At 70.5% G+C, this 26,998-nt stretch carries 23 protein-coding genes and 1 pseudogene; 9 read left to right on the forward strand and 15 right to left on the reverse strand.

Features of this window, described 5'->3' with window-relative positions:
- Positions 1-10: 10 nt before the first annotated feature.
- On the reverse strand, positions 11-1,594 hold the full coding sequence (locus tag OHO83_RS41300) for an APC family permease (RefSeq protein ID WP_266666449.1): 1,584 nt from the start codon (positions 1,592-1,594) through the stop codon (positions 11-13).
- A 148-nt stretch (positions 1,595-1,742) separates the two neighbouring features.
- Here OHO83_RS41300 and OHO83_RS41305 point away from each other — a divergent pair, with 148 nt between their 5' ends.
- Together OHO83_RS41305 and OHO83_RS41310 are read left to right on the forward strand one after the other, a co-directional pair.
- Entirely contained in the window at positions 1,743-3,137 is a 1,395-nt protein-coding gene (locus OHO83_RS41305) for a flavin monoamine oxidase family protein (RefSeq protein ID WP_266666447.1), read from the forward strand.
- A 14-nt stretch (positions 3,138-3,151) separates the two neighbouring features.
- Positions 3,152-4,042 carry a TetR/AcrR family transcriptional regulator gene (locus tag OHO83_RS41310; protein ID WP_266666445.1) on the forward strand — a complete coding sequence of 297 codons (891 nt, stop codon included), beginning with the start codon at positions 3,152-3,154 and terminating at the stop codon, positions 4,040-4,042.
- 31 nt (positions 4,043-4,073) lie between these two features.
- Here OHO83_RS41310 and OHO83_RS41315 read toward each other — a convergent pair whose 3' ends face one another.
- A complete protein-coding gene (locus OHO83_RS41315) occupies positions 4,074-4,805 on the reverse strand; it encodes a TetR/AcrR family transcriptional regulator (protein WP_266666443.1) in 732 nt (243 codons plus the stop codon).
- A 141-nt stretch (positions 4,806-4,946) separates the two neighbouring features.
- Between OHO83_RS41315 and OHO83_RS41320 the strand changes: the two genes are divergently transcribed.
- A complete protein-coding gene (locus tag OHO83_RS41320) occupies positions 4,947-5,882 on the forward strand; it encodes a carbon-nitrogen hydrolase family protein (RefSeq protein WP_266666442.1) in 936 nt (311 codons plus the stop codon).
- Positions 5,875-7,203, forward strand: a complete 1,329-nt coding sequence (locus OHO83_RS41325; RefSeq protein WP_266666440.1) for an APC family permease — start codon at positions 5,875-5,877, stop codon at positions 7,201-7,203. Before OHO83_RS41320 ends, OHO83_RS41325 begins: the two co-directional genes overlap by 8 nt.
- Before the next feature lie 9 nt (positions 7,204-7,212).
- Here the strand turns inward: OHO83_RS41325 and OHO83_RS41330 are convergent, their stop codons facing one another.
- From OHO83_RS41330 to OHO83_RS41345, 4 genes are all read right to left on the reverse strand, one after another.
- Entirely contained in the window at positions 7,213-9,294 is a 2,082-nt protein-coding gene (locus tag OHO83_RS41330) for a SpoIIE family protein phosphatase (RefSeq protein ID WP_330280630.1), read from the reverse strand.
- Positions 9,295-9,436: 142 nt separating this feature from the next.
- Positions 9,437-10,594, reverse strand: a complete 1,158-nt coding sequence (locus OHO83_RS41335; RefSeq protein ID WP_266666438.1) for a D-alanyl-D-alanine carboxypeptidase family protein — start codon at positions 10,592-10,594, stop codon at positions 9,437-9,439.
- 792 nt (positions 10,595-11,386) lie between these two features.
- Positions 11,387-12,202: an SAM-dependent methyltransferase gene (locus OHO83_RS41340; RefSeq protein WP_266666437.1), complete on the reverse strand. Its 816-nt coding sequence runs from the start codon at positions 12,200-12,202 to the stop codon at positions 11,387-11,389.
- A gap of 328 nt (positions 12,203-12,530) precedes the next feature.
- Positions 12,531-13,268, reverse strand: coding sequence for a TetR/AcrR family transcriptional regulator (locus tag OHO83_RS41345; RefSeq protein ID WP_266666436.1), 738 nt, complete (start codon positions 13,266-13,268; stop codon positions 12,531-12,533).
- A gap of 99 nt (positions 13,269-13,367) precedes the next feature.
- Here OHO83_RS41345 and OHO83_RS41350 point away from each other — a divergent pair, with 99 nt between their 5' ends.
- The 3 genes from OHO83_RS41350 (at position 13,368) to OHO83_RS41360 (ending at position 16,566) form a co-directional block, all read left to right on the forward strand.
- Positions 13,368-14,255: a patatin-like phospholipase family protein gene (locus OHO83_RS41350; protein ID WP_266666434.1), complete on the forward strand. Its 888-nt coding sequence runs from the start codon at positions 13,368-13,370 to the stop codon at positions 14,253-14,255.
- 5 nt (positions 14,256-14,260) lie between these two features.
- Positions 14,261-15,487 (forward strand): cytochrome P450 family protein, encoded by a 1,227-nt coding sequence (locus OHO83_RS41355; protein WP_266666433.1) that lies wholly within the window; start codon positions 14,261-14,263, stop codon positions 15,485-15,487.
- Between the two features lie 152 nt (positions 15,488-15,639).
- The gene (locus OHO83_RS41360; protein ID WP_266666431.1) at positions 15,640-16,566 is read left to right on the forward strand and encodes an NAD-dependent epimerase/dehydratase family protein; all 927 of its coding nucleotides are present in this window, start codon (positions 15,640-15,642) and stop codon (positions 16,564-16,566) included.
- Positions 16,567-16,615: 49 nt separating this feature from the next.
- On the opposite strand, the gene OHO83_RS41365 is transcribed toward OHO83_RS41360, so the two are convergent.
- Positions 16,616-16,945, reverse strand: coding sequence for a hypothetical protein (locus OHO83_RS41365; RefSeq protein ID WP_330280631.1), 330 nt, complete (start codon positions 16,943-16,945; stop codon positions 16,616-16,618).
- Between the two features lie 231 nt (positions 16,946-17,176).
- Between OHO83_RS41365 and OHO83_RS41370 the strand changes: the two genes are divergently transcribed.
- Complete coding sequence (locus tag OHO83_RS41370; RefSeq protein ID WP_266666427.1) at positions 17,177-17,473, forward strand: YciI family protein; 297 nt, start codon at positions 17,177-17,179, stop codon at positions 17,471-17,473.
- Between the two features lie 45 nt (positions 17,474-17,518).
- Here the strand turns inward: OHO83_RS41370 and OHO83_RS41375 are convergent.
- Positions 17,519-18,428: pseudogene (locus tag OHO83_RS41375) on the reverse strand (endonuclease/exonuclease/phosphatase family protein).
- 126 nt (positions 18,429-18,554) lie between these two features.
- Between OHO83_RS41375 and OHO83_RS41380 the strand changes: the two are divergent.
- Positions 18,555-19,193, forward strand: a complete 639-nt coding sequence (locus OHO83_RS41380; RefSeq protein ID WP_266666425.1) for a maleylpyruvate isomerase N-terminal domain-containing protein — start codon at positions 18,555-18,557, stop codon at positions 19,191-19,193.
- A 33-nt stretch (positions 19,194-19,226) separates the two neighbouring features.
- Here OHO83_RS41380 and OHO83_RS41385 read toward each other — a convergent pair whose 3' ends face one another.
- The 7 genes from OHO83_RS41385 to OHO83_RS41415 form a co-directional block, all read right to left on the reverse strand.
- The gene (locus tag OHO83_RS41385; RefSeq protein ID WP_266666423.1) at positions 19,227-20,318 is read right to left on the reverse strand and encodes a hypothetical protein; all 1,092 of its coding nucleotides are present in this window, start codon (positions 20,316-20,318) and stop codon (positions 19,227-19,229) included.
- Between the two features lie 174 nt (positions 20,319-20,492).
- The gene (locus tag OHO83_RS41390) at positions 20,493-21,650 is read right to left on the reverse strand and encodes an agmatine deiminase family protein (protein WP_266666421.1); all 1,158 of its coding nucleotides are present in this window, start codon (positions 21,648-21,650) and stop codon (positions 20,493-20,495) included.
- Between the two features lie 56 nt (positions 21,651-21,706).
- Positions 21,707-22,504 (reverse strand): ABC transporter ATP-binding protein, encoded by a 798-nt coding sequence (locus tag OHO83_RS41395; RefSeq protein WP_266666419.1) that lies wholly within the window; start codon positions 22,502-22,504, stop codon positions 21,707-21,709.
- Positions 22,497-23,495 carry an ABC transporter ATP-binding protein gene (locus OHO83_RS41400; protein WP_266666417.1) on the reverse strand — a complete coding sequence of 333 codons (999 nt, stop codon included), beginning with the start codon at positions 23,493-23,495 and terminating at the stop codon, positions 22,497-22,499. The genes OHO83_RS41395 and OHO83_RS41400 overlap by 8 nt, the downstream gene beginning before the upstream one ends.
- Positions 23,492-24,346 carry an ABC transporter permease gene (locus tag OHO83_RS41405; RefSeq protein WP_266666415.1) on the reverse strand — a complete coding sequence of 285 codons (855 nt, stop codon included), beginning with the start codon at positions 24,344-24,346 and terminating at the stop codon, positions 23,492-23,494. The genes OHO83_RS41400 and OHO83_RS41405 overlap by 4 nt, the downstream gene beginning before the upstream one ends.
- The gene (locus OHO83_RS41410) at positions 24,343-25,302 is read right to left on the reverse strand and encodes an ABC transporter permease (RefSeq protein ID WP_266666413.1); all 960 of its coding nucleotides are present in this window, start codon (positions 25,300-25,302) and stop codon (positions 24,343-24,345) included. Before OHO83_RS41410 ends, OHO83_RS41405 begins: the two co-directional genes overlap by 4 nt.
- Complete coding sequence (locus OHO83_RS41415) at positions 25,299-26,954, reverse strand: ABC transporter substrate-binding protein (RefSeq protein WP_266666411.1); 1,656 nt, start codon at positions 26,952-26,954, stop codon at positions 25,299-25,301. The genes OHO83_RS41410 and OHO83_RS41415 overlap by 4 nt, the downstream gene beginning before the upstream one ends.
- Positions 26,955-26,998: the final 44 nt, after the last annotated feature.

The raw sequence follows: 26,998 nt of genomic DNA on the forward strand, positions 1-26,998 counted from the left end.
GCTGTGACGTTCACTGAGGGATGCGCTCGTGCGGGGGCCGTTGTCCGGCGACGGCCTCGGTCTCCTGGGGTGTGCCGGTGAAGAACCGTGGTGCGATGCGCCCGTACGCCAGCATCAGCAGGTAGCCGAGGAGGAGCGTCCCGACTCCGATGACGAAGACTCCGCCGATGCGCCAGTGGGGCGCGAAGGGGAGGGTCCAGGACGTGTAGCTGTTCGCCGGGTCCCAGTCGTTCTTCAGGCTCCACAGCCCGGCCGCGACAAGGGTCAGGCCGCCGATCGCGGGCAGGGTGAGGCGCAGCCAGAAGTCGGCGGCGCTGTGTCGCCACTCGGTGCGGTGGGCCCAGGCCGAGGTGAGACCCGTGAGGCCGTAGTAGAACGCGATCATGAGCCCGCAGGAGGAGACGGCGTCGCCGATGACCTGGCCGTGGCTCAGGAAGTTCATGACGACGTAGCAGACCGCTCCGGCGGCTCCGGTGGCGATGGTGCTGAACTGCGGGATCGAGTAGCGCGGGTGGACCTTGGCGAAGATGCGCGGCGCGGCTCCGCGGCCGCCCATGGCCAGGAGCGTGCGCCCCAGGGAGAGCACGGTCGTCTCGGTGGACGCGGCGGCGGAGGACAGCACCATCAGGACGAGTAGATGCCACAGGAAGGAGCCGAGGCCGCTGTCGCCGAAGACGGCCTTGCCGATGGCGGAGAAGACGTCACCGAAGTTGTCGGGGTTGCCGAGCCCCGCGCCGGTCGTGCCGATGCCGGCGAAGGCCAGGGTCGCCACGGTGGCGACGAGGTAGAGGACGAGCAGCATGACCGTGGAGGAGACGGCGGCGACGCCGGGTGTCCGGTGCCGGTCGGTGGTCTCTTCGTTGACGGTGAGCGCGGTCTCCCAGCCCCAGTAGATGAACAACATGAGGACGAGGCCGCTGACGAATGCGCTCGGTGAGGAGATCTCGAACGGGTTGAGCCAGGACCAGTGCGGATGCCGTGCGCCGGCGCCGGCGTTCCCGGTGTAGACGCGTACGAGGGCGACCACCGAGAAGGCCGCGAGCATGGCGAACTCGAGGAAGAGCAGGGCGCGTTGGACGGCGGCGGCCACCTCGATGCCGCGGTAGCAGACCGCCGTCATGAGGGCGATCCAGCCGAGTCCTACCAGGAGGACCCAGGGGCTGGACGGGTCGGACCCGATGCCTTTCGCGCCGAAGAGGATGAACACGTACTGGCCGGCGACCTGGGCCAGGCTGGCCATCACGAGGGTGAACGAGGTGATGATGGCCCAGCCGCCCATGAAGCCGACGCGCGGTCCGAGGACGCGGGTGGCCCAGGTGAAGATGGTTCCGCAGTCCGGCTCCTGGCGGTTGAGGGCGGCGTAGCCGAAGGAGACGAACAGGATCGGGACGAATGCGAGCACGACGATCGACGGCGCCTGGAATCCGACGAAGGCGACGATGAACGCGAGCGTCGCGGCGAGGCTGTAGGCGGGGGCGGCGGATGCCACCGAGAGGATCAGGCTCGTGGTCATGCCGAGGGCACCGGTGCGCAGGCCCTTTTCCTGCGAGCTGTCGGGTGCGGCTTCCGAAGTGGTGTCAGGTGACGTTGCCATGGGCGAACCCCCTGTCCGGGGTGGGCGGCGAATCGCAAGATTGATGCGTGGGTCAATGATGCTGACGGGGGAGAGTGTGTCAAGGTTTCCGGACAGAATCATCGCAACGATTGACTGATGGATCAGTCTTGCTACATGCTCTGCGGCCATGTGGGAACAGACCGAAATGGACCTGGTCGAATCCGAGGTGGTCGTCGTGGGTGGCGGCTACGCGGGGCTGGCCGCAGCTCTTCGACTCCACGACGCGGGCGTCGACTTCACACTCGTCGAAGCCGCCGACCGGGTGGGTGGCCGCGTGCTCACCGAGATCCGGGCCGACGGCGTGACACTCGATCACGGCGGCCAGTGGGTCGGCCCGACCCAGACACATCTGCTCGCCCTCGCGGACCGCTTCGGCTGCGCCACCTTCCCGACGTGGGAGACGGGCAAGCACGTCGAGGTGTGGCACGACGGCGGCACCGTGCCCTACCTCGGCGCGGCGCCGGCCGACGGCCCCGGCATCGCGGAGTACACCCGCGTCAGCGAGGTCCTCGACGAGCTCGCCCGGACGGTGGACACCCAACAGCCTTGGCGCACACGCCGGTTCACGGAGTGGGACGCCCAGACGGCCGAGTCGTTCTTCCGTGCGCAGACCGACGACCCCGACGCCCGGCGCCGCCTGGCACTCGCCGTGCAGGGCCTGTGGTGCGCGGAGCCGTACGAGATCTCCCTGTTCCACGTGCTGTTCTACATCGCCGCCGCCGGCGGGTACGAGCAGCTCATGGAAACGCGGGGCTGCGCCCAGGACAGCCGTTTCGTCACCGGTGCGGCGGGTCCGGCCCGCGCCGTCGCCGACCTGCTCGGCGGGCGCGTCCGGCTCGGCGAGCAGGTGCAGTCGATCGAGTACGACGAGGGCGGCGTCCGCGTGAGGACGGCGTCCACCGTGTTCGAGGCCCGCAGGGCGATCGTCGCGCTGCCGCCTCAGGCGGTCCGCACCATCCGCTTCACCCCCGGGCTCCCCGTCAGCAGGGACGGCTGGCTGTCCCACAGTCCGATGGGACGCGTCGCCAAGGTCCACGCGGTGTACGACGACCCGTTCTGGCGGTCCGCCGGACTCTCGGGCGTCGCCACGCTCTACGACGACGGACCGGTCGGCGTCGTGTTCGACAACTCGCCGGACGACGCCTCCCGGGGCGTGCTCGTCGGCTTCGTGTACGGCGACCGCGTCAGCGACTGGAACGACCTCGACGACGCCCGCCGCCGCGCGGCCGTCCTGGCGAGCTTCACCACCGTCGTCGGGGAGCGCGCGGCACGCCCGCTCGACTACACGGAGAAGGTCTGGTCGCGGGACACTTTCGCGAGGGGCGGCTACGAGGCGTACGTAACTCCCGGCGGCTGGACGGGATACGGGCGTCGCGGCTGGCGGGAACCCACCGGGACCGTGCACTGGGCCGGAACGGAGACGGCTAGTGTGTGGAACGGCTACATCGACGGTGCCATTTCGTCGGGCCTGCGAGCGGCCGACGAGGTCGTGTCGGCACTCTCATCGCAAGCGGAAGGCTGAACGGACCCAGCGCAATGACGTCGATCCAAGGCGGGGCGGAGGACATCGCGGACGAGACCGCTACCCTCGCGGACCGGGCGCGGCTCGTGGTGCTTTCGGCGCCCATCAGCCAGCGGGAATTCGCCGACCGCGTGGGCATGGATCCCACCGCGCTGTCCAAGGCCCTGCGCGGCAACCGCCGTCTCCAGGACCACGAGGTCGCCGCGATCGCGCAGGTCGGCAAGGTGTCGCAGCGGTATCTGCGGACCGGCGCGGGAAGGCCGCCCCTCGCGCGCGGCGGAGCGGGTGGCGGGCAGCCGGCCCGCCGCCGCGCCGACGCCGTGGACGCCGACCTCCGCCGCGCCCAGATCCTGGAAGCCACCGCCCGCCTCATCGCCCGCCGCGGGTTCCACAAGGTACGGGTCGCCGACATCGCCCGCGCATGCGGTACCAGCACCGGAACCGTCCACTATCACTTCCCGACGAAGGACCACGCGCTGCGGGCCGCCCTCGTCTTCTACGCCGACCGCTTCCACGCGCGCCTCGAAGAGGAGTTCAGGACGGCCGACACCACCGTCGAGAAGCTGCGCCGGCTGATCGAGGTACAGCTGACGACGACCGACGAGGACGCCGACGAGTGGTCGGTGTGGGTGCAGTCGTGGAACGAGGCCATCCTCGACCCGACCCTCAGGGAAGGCCAGAAGGGGGTCCACGTCCGCTGGCGCGAGATCGTCCTCGACCTGCTGCGGACCTGCCAGCAGGAGGGGATGGCGCAGGGCGCGGACACGGAGGCCATGGCCAGCCGCTTCACCAGCATGGTCGACGGCATGGCCATCCAGGTCCTCGCGGGGACGGGCGACATGGACGCGGCACGGATGCGCGAGCTGCTGCTGGACGCCTTCGAGCCGTACATCACGCTGCGCTAGCGGTACTTGACGCGGTGCCTCGGGCGTTGCGTCAACCGCCGCCGGCGGCCCGCTCGATCGCGGAGACGACCGCTTCCACCGCAGTGTCGTAGAGGGCCTTCTGGCTGACGGAGCCGAGCTGGTCGATGTGGGCCCGGGTGGCCGGGTACTCGTCCGCGGGCAGATGCGCGTAGACCCGCGTCCACGCGGTGGCGTCCTTCTCCCGCACCTCGGGGTCCAGTGAGCTGAGCGCCGCGGAGTGGGCGCAGAGTCCGAGGGCGGTGTCGACGAAGGTCCTGTAGTACAGGACGGCCTCGGCGGGGGCGAGCCCCGAGCGTGTGAACGTGGCGAGCTGAAGCTCGACCAGCCGGGCCTCGCACGGCCCTCCCGTGGTGCGCGCGAAGGTCAGCACAGTGATCGCCGGGAAGCGGGTCTGCACCTGCCAGGTGGCCTCGGCGACCCGGCGCAGCGTGTCCTGCCAGGGCTCGTCGCCGGGCACCTCGCCGATCTCGTCGAGGATGGTCTCGATGGTGCGCTCGCACACGGCGAGGAGCAGCTCGTCCTTGTCACGGAACAGCCGGTAGAGCACGGCCGCGTCGACGTCCAGTTCCTGGCCCAGCCTGCGCATCGTCAGGCCGGCGACGCCCTCCCGCTCGGCGAGCGTGAACGCGGCGTTCACCGCTGCCTCCTGCCGCAGGGTCCTGCGCTCCCGCCGCGTGGGCTGCCGGGCGGCGTCGCCCCCGGACCGCTCGGTCGGGGCCGCGGTCGCGGTGTTCTTCGCCATGGCGGAACTTTACCAAGGTTGGTCAGCAGAACTGACAACACCGTTGACAACGTCGTTGCGCATCGGGTTCCGTGTCCCCGTCACACCGATCGGCAGGCCGTCGAGCGCCCGTGCCGGTCGTCCACCAGAGTCAGGAACCCCATGAGCCGCCATCTACGTCTTGCCCTCGTCCAGGCACCAGCGGAGTCCTTCGAGCAGTTCGCCGAGGGCCTGCGGCTGCGCATGAAGTCGCCCGACGCGGCCGACCTCGTCGTCTATCCCGAGGCGCACCTCTACTCACTGGGCACGGCCTCGCTTTCCGCCGAGGAGCTGTACGACGCCCACGCGGAGCCGCTGGACGGCCCGCGCGGCAAGGCGCTGGGAGCCCTGGCGCGCGAGCTGGGGATCTGGCTCGTGCCCGGGACGGTCCTCGAACGCGACGCGGACGGCAGCGTCTACAACACCGCCGTGGTCTACAACCCGGACGGCGAACTCGTCGCGAGCTACCGGAAGATCTTCACCTGGCGCCCCTACGAACCGGTCTGCGTCGGCCGGGACTTCGTCGTCTTCGACATACCCGGACACGGCCGCGTCGGCCTCTCGATCTGCTACGACAGCTGGTACCCCGAGCTCACCCGCCACCTCGCGTGGATGGGCGCCGAGCTGGTGATCAACGTGGTCCAGACGCCGACCGCGGGACGCGCCCAGGAAATCCCGGTCAACCAGGCCAACGCGATCGTCAACCAGGTCTGGGTGGCCAGCGTGAACGGCGCGGGCCCCACGGCCCACGGCCGCAGCATCCTCGTGGACCCCGAGGGACACGTCCAGGTCGCCGCCGCCGGCATGGAGGACGTCACACTGACCAGCGTCGTCGACTTCGACCGCGTCGCGGCCGCGCGAAAGTACGGGACCTGTGGGGACTCCTGGCCCTGGGACCACTTCACCGCCGGTGACGCCCCGCTGGAGCTGCCGCTCTACAACGGCCGCATCGACCCCGCCACCTGGCGGCCCGCCGTCTCCCGCGAAACCCCGCACGACCTGCGCCCCACCGGACACACGGTCTTCGAGCGCCCCGCCGCGGAGTCCGGCGATGAGTGACACCTCCGTGAGCCTCACCCCGAAGCTGTCGCTGACGTCGGTGGTCACCTTCGGCCTCGCCTACATGGCGCCCAGCATGGTCATGGTGATCTTCGGCGTGATCTCCGCGGCCAGCTCGGGCGCCGCGCCGACCGCGTTCCTCGTCGCCACGGGCGCCATGTTCCTCACCGCGCTGAGCTACGCGAAAATGGCCCGCCACTACCCGACGTCCGGCTCGGCGTACGTCTACACCAGGAACCTGTTCGGCTCACCGGTCGGCTTCCTCGTCGGCTGGGCCGTGCTGCTCGACTACCTCTTCCTGCCCATGGTCGCCTGGCTCGTCCAGTCGATCTACCTGAACGCGCAGTTCCCCGGCATCCCGGTCTGGGGGTGGATGCTCCTCAACGCGGGCCTGACCACGCTCGTCAACATCATCGGGCTCACCCTGACCGACCGCGTCAACAAAGTCCTGACCGGCCTGGCCGTGTTCATCGTGCTGCTCTTCGTCGCGTACTGCCTGGTCCACCTCGGACACCACACCCCGAAGTCCTACACACAGCCGCTGTGGAACAGCGGGAGCAGCCTCGGCGGCATCTCGACGGCCGCCGCCATCGCCGCCTACTCCTACCTGGGATTCGACGCGGTGACCACGCTCTCCGAAGAGACCCGCGACGCGCGGCGCACCATCCCCCGGGCCGTCGTCCTCGTCATCGCGACCGGCGGACTCCTCTTCGCCGCCGTGGCCTACGTCATGCAACTCGTCCACCCGGGCGGCGTGTTCGAGGACCCGGAGGTCGTCGCGTACGCGATGTCCATCGAGGTCGGCGGCCAGACGTTCGCCGACTGGACCAACATGGCCGGCATCATCGGCGGATTCGCCTCGGGCCTCGCCGTACAGCTCAGCTCCAGCCGCCTGCTCTACACCATGGGCCGTGACGGTGTGCTGCCCAAGCGGTTCTTCGGGGCGCTGCATCCGAGGACCGGGACCCCGGTGCTCTGTCTCCTGCTCACCGGCGCCATGTGTGTGCTCGGCCTCAACATCTCCCTCGCGACCGCGACATCGTTCATCAACTTCGGGGCGTTCCTCGCCTTCACCGCGGTCAACGCCTGTGTCGTCGTCCACTTCGTCCGCAACCGCGGCGAGGGCGGCGTGAAGGTATTGGGCTACGTCGTCGCGCCCGCGCTCGGCGCCTGCGTCACCATCTACCTGATGACCCGGCTCAGCGCGGTCGCCCTCACCATCGGACTGTGCTGGCTCGCCGTGGGAGGCGCCCACCTGCTCTGGCTCACCCGCGGATTCAGCCGTCCCACACCGGAGTTGAGCATGGGGGAGGGCTCGTGAGGTCCGTGGCTAGACCAGATCGAGGGACAGCTCGCACCACACCGTCTTGCCGTTGCCACGGGGTTCGATGCCCCAGGCGGTGGCGAGCTCCTCGATGAGCATCATGCCGCGGCCGGAGGTGGCCCTTTCCGGGGCGGCCCGGCGCCGGGGCGACGCGGTCGACGTGTCGCTGACGGCCAGACGCAGACCCCGGCCACTGTGCCGTACCGGTCTGGCCGTCAGTGTGGCGCTGCCGTCGGTGTGCACCAGGGCGTTGGTGGCCATTTCGCAGGCGAGGAGTTCCGCCGTGTCACTGAGAGCCTCCAGCGACCAGCTGTGCAGCGCCTCGCGCAACGAGATCCGCGCGTTGCGCAGGGCGTCGGGATCGCTGGGGGTGATGACCGCCTCCATACGCGGTGCCGGGGACGGCTTCCCCCGGGACCGGTGCAGCACCAGGAGAGCCACGTCGTCCTCCTCGCCGGTGTAGGTGGCCATGGTGTCCAGCAGATGGTCGGCGAGGGCGTCGGGCGACCCCGGCCCGGCGCTCAGCGCGTCGAGGAGCCGCTCACGCCCCTGGTCGATGTCCTCGACGCGCGACTCGATGAGCCCGTCCGTGCACATCACCAGAGTCGAGCCGGGTTCGACGACGGTCTCGAAGACCGGGTACGCGGGCTGGCCGCCCGGCGTGTTGAGACCGAGGGGAAGGCCACCTGGGGTGTCGAGCCAGGCACAGCTTCCGTCCGGGCTGCGCAGCACGGGCTCGGGATGGCCCGCGCGCACCACCGAGGTCATCCCCGTGAGCGGATCGACGAGGGCCATGAGGCAGGTGGCGAACCGGTCGGTGTCGAGTTCGGCGAGGAAGGCGGACGCGCGCGCCATGGCCGTGGACGGCGGATGCCCCTCGGCGGCGTACGCGCGCAGAGCGATGCGCAACTGCCCCATCACAGCGGCGGCCGTCACATCGTGGCCCTGCACGTCGCCGACGACGACGGCGATCCGGCCGTCGGGCAGAGTCAGCGCGTCGTACCAGTCGCCACCGATGCCGCCCCGGGCCCGCGTGGGCCGGTAACGGGTCGCGAGGTGCACGCCGGGCACGTGCGGCAGGATCCCGGGAAGCATCGCCGTCTGCAGTCCCGCGGCGAGCTCGTGCTCCTGGTCGTAGAGCAGCGCCCGCTGGAGCGACTGCGCGATGACCTTGCCGAGCGCCGTCAGCACGGTCCGCTCGTCCGGCGGGAAGCTGGCCCGCCCCTCGTAGGTGAGCCCGACGGCACCGATCGGGGTGTCCTGCGCGATCAGCGGCAGATACACCGCTGCCGCGGCGTCCGGGAAATGCGCCAGGTACGGCGTCAGCGCCGGAAAGCGGGTGACGAAGTCCAGCCTGTTCGTCACGAACACCGCCTCGCGGGTGCGAGCCGCCTCCGTCAGCGGCAGCGGCTCACTCAGACGGGCCAGGTGAAAGTCCTGGATGAGGCCCTCGTGGACGCCGTTGGAGCCCACCAGCTCCATGCGCCCGTTGTCGATCAGGCCGAGGAGGACGCTGGAGGCGCCGATCCGCTCCATCAGCCGCGAGTCGGTGAGGGCCTCCGCGACGTCCTCCACGGTGACGGTCGGCACGAGGGCGTCGCTGACGTGGACGACGGCGTCGGACGGACGGTGGTGCTCCTCCCTGGCCTGCCGCAGCAGCTCCGTCTGGTCCACCGCCCGCAGCTCCTGGCTCGCGTCCCGGATGATCCCGATGACCCGCACCGGACGGTCCTGCTCGTCCCGGACGATGTGACCTTGCGTGTGTGTCCACTGCAGTCGCCCGTCGGGGAGCCGCACCCGGAAGTAGAGGCTGAATCCGGAGCGCTCCCGCAGCGCCCTGTCCACCAGGTCCTCGATGGCCGACACCTCGCTGGGCACGATTCGCTCACCCAGGGTGGCCGGGCGGCCGTCGAACTCGCCGGGCCGGAACCCCATGACGGCCAGGCCCCCGTCGTCGTAGTGGATCAGTCCCGCGTCCACGTCCCACGAGAAGGTGCCCATGCCGTTGACTGCCAGGGCGACGTGCGCGGCAGCCTCGGGATCACTCTGTGTATCGGGCACGCCGCTCGGTTCGAAGGGGCGATCCATGAAACCTCCAGGCCCGTACGCCCTCGGTAACCGTGGGCGCGCCGGTTCACGGCTGCGCCGGGCGTGGCCTCACCTCCTCATTCTGCGCGGAATCGCGGAGGGTCGCCTGTCAGGCGCCGCGCCCCGGTGCGCGCGCGGACCGTCACCTGGTGGTGCGGTTGCGCCTGCGACGGACAGCTTTGAGGACGAAGGGCACACAGACGAGGCCGAGCAGGGCGACGGCCGCTTCCAGATGGCGGGTGAGGCGGGACGACGCGTTCCCGGACGTGGAAGCCTGCGCGGCGCCCGCACCGTGGTGGGCCGCCTCGGGGTGACGCGGCGCGGCGGGCGAGGACGGCTTTCGCAGCTGCCCTGCCGCCATGGCCTGCGGAGCGGCGTCGAAGCCCCAGTCCAGGAGTTCGCGGCTCTCTTCGTAGACGGCGTTGGCCGTGTCTTTGTCCTGCGGATTCATGAGGGTGACGAGGATCGTGCGGTTGTGCCGGGTCGCGGCGGTGACGAGCGTGTTGCCGGCCTCGGACGTGTATCCGTTCTTCACGCCGATCAGCCCGGGATAGGGCTCCACTCCGTGGGATCCGACCAGGAGACGGTTGGTGTTCTGGATGCCGAAGGAGTTGGGGCCGCCCGCCGCCGGGAACAGAGCCGACTTCGTCCCGCAGTAGCGACGGAAGTCCGGGTTCTGCAATCCGGCCTTCGCGAAGAGCGACAGGTCGTACGCGGATGAGTACTGCCCTGGAGTGTCGTACCCGTCGGGGGTGCGTACCGAGGTGTCGTGCGCGCCGAGCCTGTCCGCGGTGGCCTGCATCCGCGCGAGCGTGAGATCCATTCCGCCGTTCAGTCGGGCGAGCGTGTGCACCGCGTCGTTGCCGGAGCTGAGGAAGACACCGCGCCACAGGTCGCCGACGGTGTAGTTGGTTCCTTCCTTCACGCCGACGAGACTGCTGCCGGGAGCTACGTCGGAGATGTCGGCGGTGACGGCGGTGTGTTCTGTGGAAGCGGGCAACTGCGGCAACAGGGCCAACGCGAACAGCGTCTTGAGGGTGCTGGCCGGCGCCAGGCGAAGGTGCGGCTCCTTGGCGGCGAGCAGATTGCCGGTGCCGACGTCGGTGACCGTCCAGGACAGGGCGGACACCTCCGGTGCGTCCGACGTCCCCGGCGCGGTCTGGATCTGATCGCTCACACCGTCGGAGCGGGGCACCGCGGCCGCGACGCCGCCGACCGGGCCGACCGCGATCGCCGCACCGGCGAAGGAGACGACAACTGACTTGGTAATACAAGGGTAAAAGCCTACGAATCGCGCCATGGCGGAAATCTAGGGTCGCCTCCTTGCCCCTGCCATCGCGCTTACGCCATTCGGCGGGGGCCGGATGACTCCATGTCACATTGCGCGGCCCTCGCCTCGCCTGGTGGCGGCGGTGGGTGCAACGGGGGCCTGTCGCGCGAGCACGCAGTCAACGGTCTCCGGTATGCGCTGCCCCTGCTGGACTCCCCGCACCCTCGTGACGTCGATTGCGCGGCACGGGATCTGATGCGGCGTGACGTCCGTGGCGACGCGCAGCAAGTCGGCGGCGCGGGATGTGCCCGGTCCATCTCCGCACCTCGGCGACGCGGGAAGCCGGATCACGACAGCGCGGTCACGACCGCTGCGGGGACTGCCCCCAAGGTCGCCAAGGTCCCGCCACCGAGGTGTCCCTCCGCGCTGTCGTGACCGCGCTGTCGTGAGGACGCTGTGACGAGGCGCTGGGCGTGGTGCAACCTGCCGCGGTGACCTGCGAGACTTTGCCGCGTGAGCCATTCCCGCCGCCCCTTGGGCACCGGACCGAGCCTCGACGAGGCCACTGAGCCGGCGCGCGCCGCACGAGGCCGCACGGCCGCGGAGCGAGCAGGCGCCGCCCCGCAGCCATTTGACCCCGAGCCGCCCTCCGCCGACGATACGGAGCTGACGGACTCCGGCAGGCGCAGACTTGGCGTCGGTCCGTCGTGGCGGAACGACGATCCGGGCGCGTAGCCCGATCCGCCCCCGGCGACGCCGGCCGGCCTCGGCTTCCGGAAGTGCTTGGTCAGTGACTCCCGTTCATGGAAAGGGAGTTACCGGTCACGGCTTGCGGGCCAGGCCGCCGTGCTCGGCGATGAGCTGCGGGGCCGGGGCGTCGGACTCCGGGCGCCAGAACGGCACCGAGACCACGCCGGGTTCCAGGAGTTCGAGGCCGTCGAAGAACGCCGTGATCTCCTCGACCGGGCGCAGGAAGTAGGGGACGGCGCCCGAGCTGTTGTAGCCGTCCTGGGCCTGCTCGAAGCCGGGGTCGATGCCGCGCGACCCGTCGTTGATGGAGAGGTAGCTGCCCGACGGCAGTCCGTCCATCAGCCGCTTGACGATGGTCCGCGCCTGCTCGTAGTCGCCCATGTGGCCCAGGATGTTGCTGAGGATCAGGGCCGTGGGTCGGGTGAAGTCCAGCGTCTCGGCGGCCGCCGCGAGGATGCGGTCGGGGTCGGCCAGGTTCGCGTCGACGTAGGCGGTCGCCCCCTCGGGGGTGGAGGTGAGCAGCGCGCGGGCGTGTGCGAGGACCATCGGGTCGTGGTCGACGTACACGATCTTGGTCTCGGGGGCGATCCGCTGGGCCACCTCGTGGGTGTTGTCCCCGGTCGGCAGGCCGGTGCCGATGTCGAGGAACTGGCGGATGCCCGCCTGCGTGACCAGGTACGAGATGTTGCGGCGGAGGAAGGCGCGGCTGCTGCGGGCGATGGTGGAGATGCCGGGGAACAGCGCGCTGTACGCGTCACCCGCCTCCTCGTCGACGGGGTAGTTGTCCTTGCCGCCCAGCCAGTAGTTCCAGATCCGGGCCGAATGCGGAACCGACGTGTCGATCTTCTGGTGAGCCGCAGCTCCGGGCGTCGTCGCGTGGTCCGTCATGGTTACCGTCCGTCTTCCAACCGAGGCGTGAACTGTTTCCACGGCATAACCTACGTCCCAACAAACCCGGCCCGCACACCAGTTCACGTGATCGGACGGAACTGGTGCTCGAACGGTCGCCGCGGACAGCCGGGCATGAGCACGGCGTGCCCCTCACGGAGTCGATGACTTTCACCGCCGTCGGCCGCGCGCGGCACGCCGGTCGGCAGCGGGACGCTCCGGCGAGCCGCACCGGGCGGCCGGGCCGGCATCGGGAGGCCTTGAGGGAGCCTTCTGGCAGCGGACGTGGGGTGCCTTCGCGGACGGTCATGGCGGACGTCTTCGGCCGTCAGCGGTTGAAGTGGTGCAGCGTGTCGTCGAGTTGCTCGGGCGTGAGCGCGGGGGAGGGGAGTGGGGGCGACGTCGGTGCGGCGCGGAGGCTGTCGCAGAGGAGCGCGAGGGGTCGGCGCCACGCGTCGGGGGTGGTCGCCGTGGTGAGCGCGGGGACCGCGCGGCCGAGTGCGGCCAGGGCGAACAGCACGTCCTCGGTGGTGACGTCGGTGCGGACGGTGCCCTGGTCGCGGCCGCGTTCGAGAAGGAGTTCCATGGTGCGGTGGTTGTGGGCGTGTACGGCTTCCAGTGACTCGACGCCCTCGATGTGGGTGGTCATGAGGTCGTTCGTCCCGCGGTCGGTGGCCAGGACGGTGAAGACGGCCTGGAGGTAGCCGGTCAGCCCGGTCCAGGCATCGTCGACGTCCCGGGCGCGGTCGCCCGCGTCCATGGTGCCGGTCAGCTGGTCGCGGAAGGCCGCGTCGACGAGTGCGGCGCGGTGGGGGAAGTGCCGGTACAGGGTGGCGTTTCCCACGCCGGCGCGCCGGGCGATCACGTCCAGCGGCGCGTTGAGGCCCAGTTCGGTGAACACCTCGTGGGCGGCTTCGAGCAGCAGGTCTCTGTTGCGCCGCGCGTCCCGGCGGCGGACGGGTGCGCCGGCGCCCGAACCGTCCTTGCCGCTGACGGTGCCGCTGCCTCTGCCGGTTCCGGTGTCCGCGGTTCCGTCCGGGCGGTCCGTGCTGTCTGCCATCTTCATCGCCCTTCACGGTACCGGGGAGTGCTCCCCGGTACTGATGCTAACGTCGATACGAGAAGTGGGGAGTGCTCCCCGTTTATGGGTTTGAGGGGTTGCGGCATGAGCGACGTGAGCAACAAGAGCGGGATCGGCGACAAGGGCGACCGTCACGGCACGGCGCTGGTGCTGGGCGGTGGCGGGCCCGTGGGCGGGGCCTGGATGACGGGAGTGCTCGCCGGTCTCGCCGACGCGGGCATCGATCTCCTGAGTGCCGACGTGGTCATCGGCACGTCGGCGGGCGCGATCCACGGTGCACGCATGGCCTGCGGCGAATCCGCACGCGAGTTGTACGAGCGGCAGCTGGCCCGGGCCGATCGCATCGACCTGCCGGTCACCACCGCCCAGACCCTGCGGTTTCTGTGGGCGGCGCTCGGCTCCCGTGACTCGCAGCGGTCCGTACGACGACTGGGACGAGCCGCCCTCGCCGCTCGCACAGCACCCGAGTCCGACGTCCGTCGCACCCTCGCCACTCTGCTGCGGGACGCCACGGCCTGGCCCGCCGACACCGACCTGCGGATCACGGCCATCGACGCGCACACAGGATCCCTGGAGGCGTTCGATGCCGCCGGACAGGTCACTCTCGCGGAGGCGGTCGCGGCCAGTTGCGCCGTCCCCATCGTCTGGCCTCCGGCCTCGGCGGCCGGACGTCGCTGGATCGACGGCGGCAGCCGCGCCACCGCCAACATCCATCTGGCCCATGGCTACCGACGCGTCCTGGCCATCGCTCCGCTGACCTCGGCGCCGGGCCCCCACCCGAGCGCCCAGCAGCAGGCGGCCGAACTCGCGGCAGCGGGGGCCGACATCCTGCTGATGTCCCCGGACCGTACCGCCCGCCGCGCCATGGGACGCGACATGGCCGCGGATGCTCCCAGGCCCGGCGCCGCACGCGCCGGCCACGCCCAGGCCACGGCGCTCGCAGACGCGGTGTCCCGTCTCTGGAAGGTGTGACCGAGATGGGAAAGCGCCCTCAGCCACCCACCCTCGACGACCTGGCCCCCGACGGGCGCGACGTGGCCGCGGACCCCTACCCCGTCTACGCGACCCTACGGGCCAAGGGTCCCGTGCACCGCGTCCTCGTCCCCGAGAGCGGAGAGGCCTGGCTGGTCGTCACACGTGACGCGGCACGCGCCGCGTTGACCGATCCGCGCCTGCGCAACGACATCCGGCACTCGTCCTCCTGGCACGACGACGGCGGACACGCCATCGGACGCAACATGCTCCAGACCGACCCACCCCAGCACACCCGCCTCCGCCGCCTGGTCGCGGGCCACTTCACCCCGGGGCGCATCACCGCCCTGCGCCCGCGGATCGAAGCCATCGCCACCGACCTGCTCGCCGCACTCCCGCACCACGGGACCGTCGACCTGGTCAGCGCCTACGCGCTGCCCCTGCCGATCACCGTGATCTGCGACCTTTTGGGCATCCCCGCATCCGACCGAACTGCATTCCACACCTGGTCCAACGCGCTGGTCATGCCGGAGAACCCCGAGCGCGCGACCTCGGCGGCCACCGAACTGACCACCTATCTAGCCGAGTTGATCGAACACAAGCGCCGCACGCCGGACTCCGACCTGCTCAGCATCCTCGCCGCCGCCGCCGCCACCACCACCGCCACCGCGACCGAGACCGGTGACGCTCCTCCGACCCGCGAGGAACTCCTCGGCATGGCCTTCCTCCTCCTCGTCGCGGGCCACGAAACCACCGTCAACCTCATCTCCGGCACACTCCACGCCCTGCTCACCCACCCCGAACAACTCGACCTCCTCAGGGCCCTGCCCGAGCTGACAGGCGCGGCCATCGAGGAATCGCTGCGCTACAACTCACCCGTACACGCAACCGCTTTCCGCTTCGCCGCCGAACCGCTCGACATCGCCGGAACGCACATCCCTGCGGGAGACGCCGTACTCATCTCCCTCGCCGCCGCGTCCCGGGACCCACTGCACTTCCCCGACCCGGACCGGTTCGACATACGCCGCGCGCCCAACAGCCACCTCGGCTTCGGCCACGGCCTCCACCACTGCCTGGGCGCGCCCCTGGCCCGCGCCGAAGCCACCACCGCCCTCCGCCAACTCCTCCACGAACGCCCCACCCTCGCGTTCGCCACCGACCCGGCCACCCTCACGTGGCGCACCAGCACCCTGCTCAGAGGCCTGACCGCACTCCCCCTGCACGTCGGCTGAACCACCCCGGACAGCAGCGTGACCCGCAGGACACGGGTCGGCCCACCCCGCAGGTGTGCGGCAAGGCGGGGGAGGCGTGGCTGCGCATGTCACAGACGGCCGCGCCGTCTCGTCTCAGGTGCGAGGGGCCGCCGAATCGGAATCAAGAGGTGATGGCTGTGCGGGTATTCGTGGCAGGTGGGACCGGGGTCGTGGGACGGCGGCTGGTGCCGCGGCTCGTGGCCCGGGGGCACCAGGTGACGGCTACGACGACGAACGCGGCCAAGCTGTGCCTGCTCGCCGAATTGGGCGCGGAGGCTGTCGTGATGGACGGTCTGGACGCGGTGTCGGTCGGCGAGGCGGTGGCGAAGGCCCGGCCGGACGTCGTCGTGCACCAGATGACCGCGATCGCCGGCAAGCCCGACATCAAACACATGGACCGCTGGTTCGCGACCACCGACCGGCTGCGTACCGAGGGCACGGACCACCTGCTGGCCGCCGCCGAGGCGACCGACGTGGCCCACTTCGTCGCGCAGAGCTTCGCCGGTTGGAACGGCGTCCACGAGGGCGGATGGGTGAAGACCGAGGAGGACCCGCTCGACTTGATGGCGGGGACGGCGGCCGGACCGGGGATGGCGGCGGTCCGGCATGTAGAGGACGTGGTCCTCCAGGCCGGCGGCGCGGCTCTGCGATACGGCGCGCTGTACGGCCCGGGCGCGACCGACGACCAGGTCGAACTCGTGCGCAGGCGTCAGTTCCCGCTCGTCGGGGGCGGCACCGGCCACAGCTCGTGGGTGCACGTCGACGACGCGGCGAGCGCCACCGTACTGGCCGTGGAGCAGAAGGCGACGGGCGTGTTCAACATCGTCGACGACGAACCCGCCCCGGCCGCCGAGTGGCTGCCGTACCTGGCCCGGTGCGCGGGTGCGAGGCCTCCCCTGCGGATTCCCAAGTGGCCGGCCCGGCTGCTGGCCGGGGAGGTCGCGGTGCGGATGATGACCGAGGGGCGCGGCTTCTCCAATGCCAAGGCCAGGCGGGAGCTCGGCTGGGAGCCGCGCTGCCGCTCATGGCGGCAGGGCTTCCGGGAGAGCCTCGCGTGACCCGGACGGAGGAGCCCAACGCCCTGGTCAGTGCATCAACGCCCTTGAGTCAGCCGACCAGCGTTTCGAAACCAGCCTGGTCGCAGTACGCGACCACCCTGGCTCCGCTGTCGTGCATGCGGTACACAACGGCCGCCTCGGCGTCACGCAGGATGTGACTGCCACCCGTGTCCAGGTGCTCACGGTCCAGCACCTTCGCCGCGTCGATCACCATCTGACCTGAGACGGAATCGGCGTCAGGCGTGTCGACGTCCTGCTGCCACTGGCCGAACTGGGCACAGAAACGCTGTTGTTGGGCCGCAGCCCTCTTGGGGTCCGAGCTGTCGCCGAACGAGCACCCGGTGGTCAGCCCCAAGCAGAGCGCCACCGCCCCGGTCACTGCCGCCGCCCGCCCGAAATGAGATCCGCCCAGCCGTCCCCGCACCGCAATCCCCCCAGCCGCCCCACCGGCGTGGCGTGCCCGGAAGGCAGGCCCCACGGACGGGGTACTGATCTTTTCGACAAGCCGGGCAGCATAATCGCACAGCGATCGCCCCCGCCTGCCGCAGACTCAGACTTACCTCGGGCCTGCCGCGGACTCGGAATCGGACTCACAGGAGAGAACACCACGATGCCTATCTACGCCGTGACCTACACGTACACCGACGACTCCGCGGCCCGCGACGCCGTCCGCCCCGCTCACCGGGAGTTCCTCGGCGTGCTCATCGAGCAGGGGATCAACCTCGTCTCTGGCCCCTTCGCCGAGGAGTACGCGCCCGGCGCGCTGCTCCTGTTCCGCGCCGCCGACAAGCAGTCGGCGCTGGCTGCCACGGAGAAGGATCCGTTCCGCCTGAACGGGCTCGTCAGTGACGTCTCGGTCAGGGAGTGGATCCCCGTACTGGGGCCGCTGGCCGACCAATTGTCCTGAGACCCTGTGCGGCTGCCACCGACCCGCGCCGGCAGCCGCACGCTTTCATCCCTGGCCCGGCGCGATCCGGGCGGCCACGGGCAGATGGTCGCTGCCGGTCCCGGGCAGCGTACGGATATGGGTGACGGTCGCCGAGCGGACCATCACCTGGTCGATCCGGGCCACCGGGAACGCGGCGGGGAAGCTGAACGCGAAGCCGCGTCGCGCCGTGTTCAAGCGTGAGGTCAGCGGGGCCAACCCACGATCTTCGACCGTGCTGTTGAGGTCGCCCATGAGGATCACCGGCTTCACCTTCTCGGCAGCGACCACCCGGCCCAACTTGCCCGCGCTCTCGTCGCGCCACGTGGATCCGAGACCGCTCGCCCCGACGCGGACCGACGGCAGGTGAGCGACGAACACCGCGATCTCGCCGTGCGGAGTGTGCGCCACGACTCGTAACCCGCGCTGCCAACTCTCCGTGATTCCATGGGGTTTGATGTCCACCGCCCGGGACCCGGTCAGCGGATGCTTCGACCAGAGTCCGACCGTGCCGCGGACCGCGTGGTAGGGGTACTGCGGGGCCAGCGTCTTCTCGTAGACCGGCAGCGCCGCCGGGACCAACTCCTCCAGCGCGATGAGATCGGGATCGGCGTCGGCGAGGGAGCGCGCGGTACCCGCCGGGTCGGCGTTCTCGTCACTGACGTTGTGCTGCACCACGACCAGGTCGTGTGCGCCGCGTGCGGCCCCCGGCAACAGCAGCCCGCCGCAGAGGTACGTCCGCCGCCACCGGCAGGAGCAGGGTCACCAACGCGATCGTGGAACGGCGCAGCAGCGCCAGGACCAGCAGCACCACGACCACCAGGCCGAGCCACGGCAGGAACTGCTCCAGCAGACTGCCCAGGTGACCCACGGAGTTGGGCACGGCCCGGTGGAAGGCCACCATCCCGGCCGTCACGACGGCGAGCCCGGCGAGCACACGCCCCCGTTCCCAGGTCGGCCGATCCCACTGCACCACGGCTTCCCCTCTGCTCGGCATCGCCTCTCAGGACGAGCCGTCGGACGGATCAGGTTCCACCGTCCGCCCGTTGTTACGATCTTGGGCATGGACAGCGCGGACACCACCGTCGACGGCGAGGACGTGCGCCGGGTCGTCTCTCTGGCCGTCGACGTCCTGAAAGGTGCCGATCCACCGGCCTGGGAGGCCAAGGCGGGCACGCTCGAGTGGACCTGCTGGGAGACGCTGGAGCACCTGGCCGACGACCTGTTCACCTACGCGGCGAGGTTCGGGCTCGCGAAGCCGCCGACGGACACGCTGCTGCCGTTCCGGACGAGCAGTGACCGAAGCGGTGGGCCGGCGAACGTCGTCTTCGTCGACCGGGCCGCGGGCCCCGACGGCCTCCTCACCGTCCTGGAGGCGTGTGGTGGCCTGATGGCGTCCGTCCTGCGCACAGCCCCGCCGACCACCGTCTCCTACCATGTCTTCGGGCCCTCGGACCCGGAAGGCTTCGCCGCGATGGCCGTGGTCGAGACGCTCGTGCACACCCACGACATCACCCAGGGACTTGACCGGCAGTGGTCGCCGCCCAGGGAGTTGTGCGAACGCGTCCTGAGGAAGCTCTTCCCTCACGTCACCCTCCGCGGCGACGCCTGGGACAACCTGCTGTGGGCAACCGGACGCGCCGCACTGCCCGATCGCCCACGACTCACCGAGTGGCGCTGGTACGGGACGCGGAGCGTGTAGTCCCCGCGCCGGCTCATTCGCGCCCCGCACCGCTCACGACCGTGTCGCGGTTCCGCACTCCGTGTCGTCGGCGCCCTGCATGCGCGCGTCCATCGACGTACTCCGGTCGTACGGGTCGACCTCGGGGCCGGATCCCGAGCCGGTTGCCGCGGACCGGAACTCCGGGAGGTAGAACCCGGTGTCGTTGTCACAGCCGCCGTTGGCGGTGTCCGACTTGTAGGAGACGAGGGAGAACGTCCCCGGCTCGGTGATCACCTTCGCCGGATCGTCCCAGCTCATCACCACCTCGCGGCGCACGATCGTGCGCGCGACCTCGTCCCTTCCCTGCGCGGCGTGCGCGAGCGGGTAGACGTAGGTGACGTCGGTGCTCACCTCGACCGCACCGCGCTTGCCCTCCCGGTAGGTGATCCGCCCGCGCGTCTTGACCACGTCCCCGACGAGGCGCACCTTCTCCGTCGCGAAACGGCTGAACAGCAGCAGCGGATCAGAGTCCTTGCCCGGTGCGCGGAACGCGGTCGTCAGGTAGTCCTGTACATCCTTCTGCTTGGGATTGATCAACGCGATGGCCTTCTCGGGCTGCTGTCCGAGCAGCACGCCGGAATCCAGATTGGACGCGGCGAGGAAGTCCCGGGACCTGTCGAGTGCCTGCGAGACCTGCGCCTTGCTCATCCAGCCGGTCGCCCGGGCCTCGGGGACGGTGATCCCCGCCGTGCCGTCACCCCATCGCGCCGCCGGCGATCCTCTGAACGGGTGCTGCAGGGTGGGCTGTTGGTCTACGGACTCCGTCGCGGGCGGCTGGCCGGGACGCTCCGACTCTGCGGCGAGCGGGGTGTCGTCGCCGCCTCCACCGGCGAACCAGTCGGTCACGCGTCCGGGATCCAGCGCCACGAACAGCAGGCCCGCGGCGAGGATTACGCCGACCACGTACCGGCCCTTGCCGCGCGGCTTCCGGGCCGGCTCGTGAGTCCGCCACCCCTCGGGCCGGCCGCTCTCCTCCCGCAGTCGTCGCGTCACCATCCGGGCCCTGGCCGACGGTTCCTGGGGCGCACCCTGGGTTCCGGCCTCGGCCTCCCTCTGGAATCTCTCCCATTCCTCGTCGGATATGGACGCCCCACCCTTGCTCACGATCTGCTCCCTGCCCCTTCCGCGGCACTTGACGTGGTGCTCCACCTTCACCGCGTCGAGTAGGCCGAGGGCATGGTTGCCGCCTCGGCGTCGCTGATCCTAAACCGTGTGCACGTGGGGCGGGGTGTCCCGGCGTACCGGTGCCGAGCCGTGGCCGGGCACCGGTACCGGTCGCTACGGGCGGGGCTGTTGCTGGGTGACGCAGTGGATGCCGCCCCCGCCCGCTCCGAGGCTGTCGATGTTGAGCTGCTCGACGACTCGGCCCGGGAACAGCCGCTGAAGGGCCGCCTTGGCCCCGGCGTCCGCGCGGGTGTCACCGAACTGGGCGGAGATCACTGCACCGTTGCACACGTAGTAATTGGCGTACGCGGCCACGAAGTTGACGTCACTCGACCGGATGCGGGAGTAGTCGGGGCCCTGGAGTTTGGTGACCGTGATCGGGGTGCCGTCGGCGTCGGTGGACGTGGAGAGGATCTGGTACTGCTGGCGGGCGTCCTTCGACCAGGCGTCGGTGTCGGTGGCCAGGGGCATCTGGACGAGGCCGTCACCGGCGGCGAGGAAGCGGGAGGTGGCGTCGACGTGGTCGTCGGTGATGTCCCGCCCGGTCACTCCGTTGAACCAGATCACCTTCGACGCCCCGAAGGCGTCGCACATCGCGGCCTCGATCTGCGCGGTTGTCATGCCCGGGTTGCGGTTCTTGTTGACGAGGCTGCTCCTGGTGGCCATGAGCGTGCCGTTGCCGTCCGTCTCCACCGCGCCGCCCTCGCCGACGAAGTCGGCGGTGGTGAGCCGCACCCCGGCCTCGGCCGCGATGCGTTCGGCGACCAGCGAGTCCCTCGCGTGGGTCTGCTTGTTGCCCCAGCCGTTGAAGTTCAGGTCCACGGCGTCGAGGCCGCCGGCCCCGTCGGTGCGGAAGACCGGCCCGCTGTCACGCATCCAGCAGTCGTCGACCGGGATCGAACCGATCACGGTGACGGCCGGTCCGCAGGCGCTCCGGGCCTGGGGGACGGCGGCGGAGTTGGCGCACATGGTGACGGGTTCGTACTTGGCGATCGTCTTCGCGATGAGGGCGATGTTCGCCTGGACGCCGGCCAGCTTGCGGCCCCAGATGGCGGTGCTGTCGGGCCAGGCCATCCACGTCCGGGTGTGCGGGACGGTGTCGAGCGGCACGGCGAATCCCGAGCCGGCGGCCGGAACCGGGGTGGCGAGCGCCTTGCCGCCGCCGGTCAGGGCCCAGGCGGCGCCGGCTGCCGCCAGCCCTGTCGCGGCGAGGAAGTTCCTTCTGTCGAGAAGGCGGTGGGACGGGCTCTGAGGTGCGCGGTGGTCGTTCAACTGTGATCTCCGATCTGTCGTGTACGGATCTCTGGACGGTGGTCTCGGGGCCGGGGCTACAGCGCGCGGCGGGCCAAGGCGATGGCCTGCGGGTTCCATCCGGGGCGGGGGATCGATTCCAACAGCAGTCGTGTGTACGGGTGCTGGGGGTCGTCGAGGACTTGGGGTGTGGGTCCTGACTCGACGACGCGGCCCTGGCGCATGACGATCACGTCGTCCGTGACGCAGCGCACCACGCCGAGGTCGTGTGTGATGAAGAGGTAGGCGATGCCGGTCTGTTCGCGGATGTCGGCGAGCAGGTTGAGGATCTGTGCCTGCACCGACACGTCCAGCGCGGCGACGGCCTCGTCGAGTACGAGTACGGCCGGTTCGACCGCGAGTGCCCGTGCGATGGCCACCCTCTGGCGCTGTCCGCCGGAGAGCTGCCGGGGGAGGGCGCCGGCCGCCCGGCTGCCGAGCCCTACCTGGTCGAGGAGTTCGTCGAGGCGGCGCGAGTGGTCCCCGTCGGGAAAGTGGAGCCGCAGCGTTTCGCGCAGCGCCGCGTCGACGGTGATTCTCGGATCCAGGGAGAGGAACGGGTCCTGGAACACCATTTGGACGTCGCGGGCCCGCGCAAGCCGGGCCGCGCGGCCACGCGCCCGTACCGTCCGCGGGACGCCGCGCACGAGGACCTCGCCCGCGTCCGCGCGCTCCAGGCCCACGACGATGCGGGCGGTGGTCGTCTTGCCGGAGCCGGACTCGCCGACGATGCCGAGTGACCCGCCCACGCCGAGCGTGAACGAGACGTCGTCCGCGGCCTGGACGCTGCGGTAGGAGCGGCTCACTCCGGTCACTTCGAGGACGGTCTCACTCATGGCCGGACTTCCCTTCGAGCCGTTCACTGTGGTGGCACGAGACGCGATGCCACAGCGGCCCGTCCTCGTCGCCGGCCGGCCGGTCGACGGGCGCCTCGTCCCGGCAGATGCCGGTGGCGTACGCGCACCGTGGCGCGAACGGGCAGCCCGTCAACTCCTGGCGCAGATCGGGTGGTTGACCGTCGATCGCGGCCAGTCGCCCCTGCGGTGCGTCGAGGCGCGGTGTGGCCCCGAGAAGGGCGGCCGTGTACGGGTGCCTGGGCCGGTCGAACAGGGCGTCGGCGGGGCCGGTCTCGGCGATCCGGCCCGCGTACATCACGTAGACCCGGTCGCTGATGGTCGCGGCGAGACCCAGGTCATGGGTGACGAACAGCAGGCCGGTGCCGAACCGTTCGCGCAGGTCACCGAGGAGGGCGACGACCTCGGCCTGGGTGGTGACGTCGAGTGCCGTGGTGGCCTCGTCCGCGAGGAGCAGTGCCGGGTCGCCCATCAACGCGGCCGCGATCATGACGCGTTGGAGCATGCCGCCGGAGAGCTGGCCCGGGTAGCGGCGAAGGACGTCGGGGGAGAGGCCGACCGCGGCGAGCATCTCCGCGGCGCGCCGGCCGGCGTCCTCGGCGCGCATCTGGCTGTTGAGGCGCAGGCTCTCGGTGAGGAAGTCGCCGATCCGGCGCAGCTGGTTGATGGCGGCACGGGGGTCCTGGAAGATCATGGCGGCCGTGCCGGTGCGCAGCTTGCGCAGCCGTGGCGGCGTCATGGTGAGGACGTCGTCGCCGGAGACCCGAACGGTCCCCTCGGTCGTGGCCCCCGGCGGCAGCAGGCCCAGGATGCTGCGGGAGGTGAGGGACTTTCCGGAGCCGGACTCGCCGACCAGGGCGACCGTCTCCCCGGCGGCGACGGTGAGGTCGACGCCGTCGAGTACCGGCCGTGCGGTGTCCGGGAGTCGGAGCCGAAGCCCCTTGATGTCGAGCACGGGCGGGATGTCGTTCATCTGTCCCTCCTGGCGACCTGGTCGGCCCAGCGTTCGCCGACCACGTTGAACGCGACGACGGTCAGCACGATCGCGGCGCACGGCAGGAACGCCGACAGGGGATAACCCCGCTGGATGGCGGTCTGGCCGTCGAAGACCATCCGGCCCCAGTCGGGCGTCAGCGCGGGGACACCGAGCCCGAGGAAGGACAGACCTGCGAGATCGATCAGGGCGTAGCCGAAGTTGATGGCGGACTGGGCGAGGACGACGGGCGCGATGTTGGGCAGGACGTGCCGCAGGCAGACCTGGAGCCCGGAGTGCCCCTGCACCGAATAGGCGCTGACGTAGGGGCGTTCGCGCTCGGCCAGCGCCAGGGAGCGGGTGAGCCGGCTGACGTAGGGGAGGTAGGCGACGGCGAGCGCGATGACCGGGGCGAAGAGGCCTTCGCCGTACACGGAGACGATGAGGATCGCCAGGAGCATGCCGGGGAACGCGAAGACCAGCTCGGTGGAGCGGGACAGCACGGAGTCGAGCCAGCCGCCCCGCCAGGCGGCCGCGATCCCGATGGCGACTCCGGCGACGGTCGAGAAGGCGACGACGCCGAGCGGACCGAGGAGGGAGGTCCGGGCGCCCGTGACCAGTCGGGAAAGTGTGTCGCGGCCCGAGGCGTCCACGCCGAAGGGGTGGGCGGTGGATGTGCCCGCGAGCGCGTTGCCGAGGTCGGCCGCGTTGGGGTCGGCAGGGGCCAGCCAAGGGGCGAGCAGGGCCGTGAGGACGACCAGACCGACGAAACCGAGGCAGAGTACGTGGAGGAGTGGACGGTTGGTGCGGAGCCGGACGAGGCCGGGGCGGCGCAGAACGGCGACGGTCATGCGGCAGACCTCCCCGGGCCGAGGGAAATGCGCGGGTCGACGAGGGGGTGGACGAGGTCGACGACGAGGTTGACCGCCATGAACAGCCCGACCATGGTCAGCGAGATGGCCTGCACGGTGGGGAAGTCCTTGGTGGTGATGGACAGTTCGAGGAGCTGGCCGATGCCGCCGACACCGAACGCGGACTCCACGAGGACGGTGCACACCAGCAGGGTGGAGACGATCAGCCCGCCGGTGGTGAGCACGGTGCCGAGCGCGTTGCGGAACACATGCCTGCTGATCACATGGCGCTTCGGGACACCCCGGCTGAGGGCCACGGTGACGTGTTCCTGGCCGAGGACGTCGAGCATGGCGCTGCGGGTGACACGGGCCAGCATGCCGATCAGATAGAGGGAGAGAGCCACGGCCGGGAGGGTCAGATGCCAGAGCAGCTGCCCGAACCCCTCGCCGGTTCCACCGGCGGGAAACCAGTGGAGCCGCACGGCGAACACTCCCTGGAGCACGACCGCGGCGACGAAGGACGGGGTGCCGACGGCGAGGGTGGTGGTGACCAGGATCGTGGCGTCGGTGGCGCCGCCGCGGACCGCGCCGATCCGGCCGAGAGCGATGCCGACGACCACGACGAGGACCAGCGCCATGGTGACCAGGAGCAGGGTGCTCGGCAGCCGGTCGGCCAGGAGCCGGGACACGTCGGTGCGGTACGTGATCGAGCGTCCGAAGTCGCCGTGCAGCAGCCGGCCGAGCCAGCGGAAGTACCGCTCGGCGAACGGGTCGTCCAGGTGGTACTGCTCGTTGACCGCCCGCAGCGCGTCCGGTGAGGCGGAGCGTCCCGACAGGAGGAAGCTCGCCGGGCTGCCGGGCGCCAGATACATCGCACCGAAGATCACGAACGAGGCGCCGAGCAGGGTGGCGGCCATCTCCGCCAGCCTGCGCGCCGTGAATCTGAGGAAGTTCATTGCGCGGCCCCGATGCCGGCGGCCCAAGGGGAGTAGAGGTAGGAGATGGTGGTGGGGGCGCCGGTGATGCGCTTGTTGAGGAACAGGGCTGTGGGCCATTCGGCGACCGGGATCCACAGCACCTGATCGGCGGCCTTGCGCTGGAGCTCGGCTTCCTTCTTCAGTCGCTCGACCGGGTCGTAGGTGGCGCGGGCCCGGTCGACCAGGCGGTCGTAGGAGCGGTCGCTGTAGCCGGCGAAGTTCTGGTAGGCGCCTGTCCGGAAGTTGCTGAGCAGGTCCAGCGGGTCGGTGATCGAGTCGTAGTACGTCTCGGGGAACATGTCGATGCCCTTGCGCGCCTGCGGGTCGGTGAACAGCGCGGTGAAGGCGTTGGGGGCGACGGTCCTGAGTTTGATGTCGAGCCCGATCTCGCTGCCCGCCGCCTGGACGGCGGTGGCGAGCAGTGACACGTCCTGCCCGATCGAGCTGGTGGCGACGGTGAGTGTCCTGCCGGTGGCGCCGGCTTCCTTGATGAGCTTCCTGGCCTTGTCGAGGTTCGGCTCGGCCGACGGGAGTCCGTCGAAGGCGGCCTTCCGTACCGACTCGGGGGCGGCGGCCCAAGCGGCTTTGGTGGTGAGGGAGTTGGTGACGGTTCCCGCGCCGCTCAGGCCCGTCTTGAGGAAGCCCCGGCGGTCCAGTGCCAGGGACAGCGCCCGCCGGACCCGGACGTCTCCGAGGGGTCCCCGCATGTTGGTGACATTGACGTTGACGGTGCTGAGGCCCTCGCCGAAGTAGAGGGTCCCGACGCCGCTGGAGCGCAGCGCGCCGTAGCTCTCGGTGGGGATGAGGTATCCGCCGTCGACCTCACCGCTGAGCATGGCCTTGGTGCGCGCGGAGGAGTCGCTGAGGAAGCGGAACACCGCTTTCGCGGACTTGGCCTTCGCTCCCCGGTAGCGGTCGAAGCGCCGCAGCTCGATCGACTGCCCCTTGTCCCACTTGCCGAGCTCGTACGGTCCCGTGCAGGCGAGCCCGCCGGAGGTGCCGTAGTTCCGGCCTGCGGCCTTGACCCCGGACCGGCTCGCCACGACCCCGGCGGCGGTCGCCATGTACTGGGGGAACTGCGAGTCGGGCCGCTTCAGCTTGACGGTGACCTGGAGCGGCCCGGTCTTGTCGAGCGAGGCGACGTTCTCGAAGACCTGCGCCCACGCCGCCCCGTTGTGCGGGTTCATCTGCCGGCCGAGGCTGAACAGGACGTCGTCGGCGGTCATGACGCGCCCGTCGTGGAAGCGCACGCCGTCGCGCAGGTCGTACACCCAGGTCAGCGGGTCGGGATTGGACGCCTTCCTGGCAAGGCCCGGCGCTGCTTTCAGGTCGGGCGTCCACCGCATCAGGCTCTCGCACACATTGGAGAGGATCATGTTCTGCGGGTAGTCGAACGCGGAGATGTAGTCGAGCGTCGGGGGCTCCGCGTAGAGCGCCCAGGTGAACGAGTCGATCCGCCCCTTCGCGCGTGGCGTGCTCGCGGACAGCCGGAAGTCGGTACCCGCGCCCGAGGCGCCGGTGCCCGGCGGTCCCGCGCACGCGGGCACGAGGAGGACGGCGGACAGGGCGGCGGCCAGCAGGGCCGGACGGCCGGCTCTGCGTCTTCCCGGCCTGGGTGGTGTGGTGTGCATCGGCGCGGTTCCTCTCCGTACGTTCGTCGCCGAGGGTGAGGAAC

It is taken from the genome of Streptomyces sp. NBC_00569, from assembly GCF_036345255.1.
Lineage (GTDB): Bacteria > Actinomycetota > Actinomycetes > Streptomycetales > Streptomycetaceae > Streptomyces.

Excerpts from the sequence above, each read along its gene's own strand:
- OHO83_RS41340 (WP_266666437.1), bottom strand. The coding sequence starts at position 12,202 with ATGACGGACCACGCGACGACGCCCGGAGCTGCGGCTCACCAGAAGATC.
- OHO83_RS41355 (WP_266666433.1), top strand. The coding sequence starts at position 14,261 with ATGGGAAAGCGCCCTCAGCCACCCACCCTCGACGACCTGGCCCCCGAC.
- OHO83_RS41300 (WP_266666449.1), bottom strand. The coding sequence starts at position 1,594 with ATGGCAACGTCACCTGACACCACTTCGGAAGCCGCACCCGACAGCTCG.
- OHO83_RS41380 (WP_266666425.1), top strand. The coding sequence starts at position 18,555 with ATGGACAGCGCGGACACCACCGTCGACGGCGAGGACGTGCGCCGGGTC.
- OHO83_RS41345 (WP_266666436.1), bottom strand. The coding sequence starts at position 13,268 with ATGAAGATGGCAGACAGCACGGACCGCCCGGACGGAACCGCGGACACC.
- OHO83_RS41335 (WP_266666438.1), bottom strand. The coding sequence starts at position 10,594 with ATGGCGCGATTCGTAGGCTTTTACCCTTGTATTACCAAGTCAGTTGTC.
- OHO83_RS41350 (WP_266666434.1), top strand. The coding sequence starts at position 13,368 with ATGAGCGACGTGAGCAACAAGAGCGGGATCGGCGACAAGGGCGACCGT.
- OHO83_RS41315 (WP_266666443.1), bottom strand. The coding sequence starts at position 4,805 with ATGGCGAAGAACACCGCGACCGCGGCCCCGACCGAGCGGTCCGGGGGC.
- OHO83_RS41400 (WP_266666417.1), bottom strand. The coding sequence starts at position 23,495 with ATGAACGACATCCCGCCCGTGCTCGACATCAAGGGGCTTCGGCTCCGA.
- OHO83_RS41330 (WP_330280630.1), bottom strand. The coding sequence starts at position 9,294 with ATGGATCGCCCCTTCGAACCGAGCGGCGTGCCCGATACACAGAGTGAT.
- OHO83_RS41320 (WP_266666442.1), top strand. The coding sequence starts at position 4,947 with ATGAGCCGCCATCTACGTCTTGCCCTCGTCCAGGCACCAGCGGAGTCC.
- OHO83_RS41395 (WP_266666419.1), bottom strand. The coding sequence starts at position 22,504 with ATGAGTGAGACCGTCCTCGAAGTGACCGGAGTGAGCCGCTCCTACCGC.
- OHO83_RS41325 (WP_266666440.1), top strand. The coding sequence starts at position 5,875 with ATGAGTGACACCTCCGTGAGCCTCACCCCGAAGCTGTCGCTGACGTCG.
- OHO83_RS41360 (WP_266666431.1), top strand. The coding sequence starts at position 15,640 with ATGGCTGTGCGGGTATTCGTGGCAGGTGGGACCGGGGTCGTGGGACGG.
- OHO83_RS41310 (WP_266666445.1), top strand. The coding sequence starts at position 3,152 with ATGACGTCGATCCAAGGCGGGGCGGAGGACATCGCGGACGAGACCGCT.
- OHO83_RS41405 (WP_266666415.1), bottom strand. The coding sequence starts at position 24,346 with ATGACCGTCGCCGTTCTGCGCCGCCCCGGCCTCGTCCGGCTCCGCACC.
- OHO83_RS41305 (WP_266666447.1), top strand. The coding sequence starts at position 1,743 with ATGTGGGAACAGACCGAAATGGACCTGGTCGAATCCGAGGTGGTCGTC.
- OHO83_RS41415 (WP_266666411.1), bottom strand. The coding sequence starts at position 26,954 with ATGCACACCACACCACCCAGGCCGGGAAGACGCAGAGCCGGCCGTCCG.
- OHO83_RS41370 (WP_266666427.1), top strand. The coding sequence starts at position 17,177 with ATGCCTATCTACGCCGTGACCTACACGTACACCGACGACTCCGCGGCC.
- OHO83_RS41410 (WP_266666413.1), bottom strand. The coding sequence starts at position 25,302 with ATGAACTTCCTCAGATTCACGGCGCGCAGGCTGGCGGAGATGGCCGCC.